Origin of the sequence: Trebonia sp. (genome assembly GCF_049794275.1) — a bacterium.
Lineage (GTDB): Bacteria > Actinomycetota > Actinomycetes > Streptosporangiales > Streptosporangiaceae > Trebonia.
The window spans coordinates 1-2,580 of sequence record NZ_JBARCR010000217.1 but is presented as its reverse complement, the minus strand read 5'-3'; the positions used below and the strand labels follow the sequence as shown (position 1 = coordinate 2,580).

Sequence of the window (2,580 nt, the reverse complement as noted above, 5' to 3'; positions counted from 1 at the left end):
GGCCCGCCGGGCAGCGGAAGGCGAGCTGGACGCGGCGCTGGCCGGCGAGTTCGCGGCGGCGCGGTACGGCCTTTCCCTGCTCGCCCCGGCCGTGCACGACCGGTCCAACGCGGTGACCAGGTTCCTGGTGGTCGCGCCGCCCGGGGAACTGCCCGCGCCGACCGGCTCGGACCGGACGTCGCTGGCGGCGTTTCTCGTCGAGGACCATCCGGGCGCGCTGATGGAAATTCTTACCGAATTCGCGGTGCGCGGCATCAACCTGACCACGATCCAGTCCCGGCCAACAGGAGACGGTCTTGGCAGCTATTTCTTCTTCATCGACTGCGAAGGCCATATCGACGATGCGCGGGTCGGCGAGGCGATGATGGGCGTGCGCCGGGTGTGCGCCGAGGTCCGGTTCCTCGGCAGCTATCCCAGAAGCGACGGGGCGCGGACCCAGGTCCGCCCCGGCACATCCGATTCCGAGTTCGCCGAAGCCGCGGCGTGGCTCGGCAGGCTCCGCTACGGCCGGCCGTTAGCACCGGCGGGTCAGGCCGGCTCCGTCACGGTCGCGAACAGGTCAGGCATTCAAAGGTAGGGGCCCGTGCCGCGGAGCGGCTGCGCGTCCTGCGGCTCTGCGGGGATGGCGCCGGGCGGGAGCGCCCTGCGCATCTGCTCGAGCTGCGCGCGCGCCGCCATCTGCTGCGCGAACAGCGTCGTCTGGATGCCGTGGAACAGCCCCTCAAGCCAGCCGACCAGTTGCGCCTGGGCGACCCGTAGTTCCGCTTCGCTCGGCGTGACATCGTCCGCGAAGGGCAGCGAAAGGCGCTCGAGCTCGTCGACCAGCTCCGGGGCGAGGCCGTCTTCAAGCTCCTTGATGGAGTTCTGGTGGATCTCCTTCAGCCGCGCCCGGCTCTTCTCGTCCAGCGGGGCGGACTTCACCTCTTCGAGGAGCTGCCGGATCATGCTGCCGATCCGCATCACCTTGGCGGGCTGCTCCACCATCTCCGTGATGGACTTCTCAGTCTCGCCGCTGCTCGCGTCCTCCTGGCCGCCAACCGCGATGCCGTTGGGCCCAACCACGACGACCTGCGGCCTGCCCTGCTCTTGCGGGCTGATTTCGTCGCTCATGCTTCCACGCTATCGGGTTCCGGCCGCTACTCGGCGCGCAGGATGAGCTTGCCGATGTGAGTGCTCTCCGCCATGATGCGGTGCGCCTCGGCGGCGTCGGCGAACGGCAGCTCACGGTAGACGACCGGGCGGATGCTGCCCGCTTCCACCAGCGGCCATACGTCCTCGCGCACGGCAGCGACGATGGCGGCCTTCTGCTCAGCGGGGCGGGCCCTGAGCGTGGTGCAGGACAGGGTGGCGCGCTTGACCATCAGCTTGCTCATGTCCAGTTCCGCCCTGGCGCCGCCCTGCATGCCGATGCACGCGATCCGCCCGTCGGCGGCGAGCGCGTCGATGTTGCGGTCCAGGTACCTGGCTCCGATGATGTCCAGGATCACGTCCGCGCCGCGGCCGTCGGTGGCGTCCTTGACCCGCTGCACGAAATCCTCGTCGCGGTGGTTGATCGCGATGTCCGCGCCGAGTTCCCTGCAGGCCTTCAGCCTGTCCTCCGAGCCGGCGGTCACCGCCACGGTCGCGCCGAAGTCCTTCGCGAGCTGGATCGCCGTCGTGCCGATGCCGCTGGCGCCGCCGTGGATGAGGAGCGTCTCGCCTGCCCTCAGCCTGGCGCCGAGGAAGACGTTCGAGTACACGGTGCAGACCGTTTCCGGCAGCCCGGCGGCGTGCGTCAGGCTGGTGCTCGCAGGGGCCGGCAGAAGCTGCCCGGCGGGGACCGCGACCTTTTCCGCGTAGCCGCCGCCAGCCAGCAGCGCGCACACCGCGTCACCCACTTGCCAGCCGGTGACGCCAGGGCCGACGGCCGAGATCGTGCCCGAGCATTCGAGGCCCGGGTACGGCGGCGCCCCTGGCGGCGGCGGATAGAAGCCCTGGCGCTGCATCAGGTCCGCGCGGTTGACCCCGCCCGCGACGACGTCGACGAGCACTTCGCCCTGGCCTGGCACGGGGTCATCGACCTCGGTCCATTGCAGCACTTCAGGACCGCCAGGCTTGGTAATGACTACCGCGTGCATAGCTGCCTCCTCGCTTGGGAACCCCTCTTAAGCAAGGTTCTGTCAAACTAGGTCGTCGGGTTGGGTGGTTTGTGCGATGAGCGATATCGTGCCGCGAACAGTATGGCAAGAGCAGGGACGATGACAGCCGACGAGCCCGTGGACGGCGACTACCCGGCGGCGGGCGAGAACCCGTTCGGTTCCGCGTACCCGTCCGCGTACCAGCGGGGCACGGGTATGTTCGGGCACGTGTTGCTACCGCCGGACGAGTCGGAGGCCCCCGACGTGCCAGACGCCCTGGATGATTTGCCGGCGATGGAGCCGCTGCCGGACCCCGATGCGCTGCCCGACCCCGGCTATCCCGGCATGGCGGAGTACCAGCGACCGGCCCCGGCGGCATCCTCGCCGTTCCCCCCGCCGCCGCAGGATCCGCCCACGGCGTTCCCGCAGCCGCCGGCGTTCCCGCCGCCGCCCCCGCCGTCGG

At 70.2% G+C, this 2,580-nt stretch carries 3 protein-coding genes and 1 pseudogene; 2 read left to right on the top strand and 2 right to left on the bottom strand.

Annotated elements, in window-relative coordinates; genetic code table 11:
• Positions 1 to 577: prephenate dehydratase (locus WA805_RS06285; RefSeq protein ID WP_425240425.1), on the top strand; the 577-nt coding region annotated here is incomplete at its 5' end.
• Here the strand turns inward: WA805_RS06285 and WA805_RS06280 are convergent.
• Together WA805_RS06280 and WA805_RS06275 are read right to left on the bottom strand one after the other, a co-directional pair.
• A complete protein-coding gene (locus WA805_RS06280; protein WP_422273243.1) occupies positions 568 to 1,110 on the bottom strand; it encodes a bacterial proteasome activator family protein in 543 nt (180 codons plus the stop codon). The genes WA805_RS06285 and WA805_RS06280 overlap by 10 nt on opposite strands.
• Before the next feature lie 26 nt (positions 1,111 to 1,136).
• Complete coding sequence (locus WA805_RS06275; RefSeq protein ID WP_422322383.1) at positions 1,137 to 2,117, bottom strand: NAD(P)H-quinone oxidoreductase; 981 nt, start codon at positions 2,115 to 2,117, stop codon at positions 1,137 to 1,139.
• Positions 2,118 to 2,237: 120 nt separating this feature from the next.
• Between WA805_RS06275 and WA805_RS06270 the strand changes: the two are divergent.
• Positions 2,238 to 2,580 (top strand): annotated as a pseudogene (locus tag WA805_RS06270) (hypothetical protein); the annotation flags it as partial.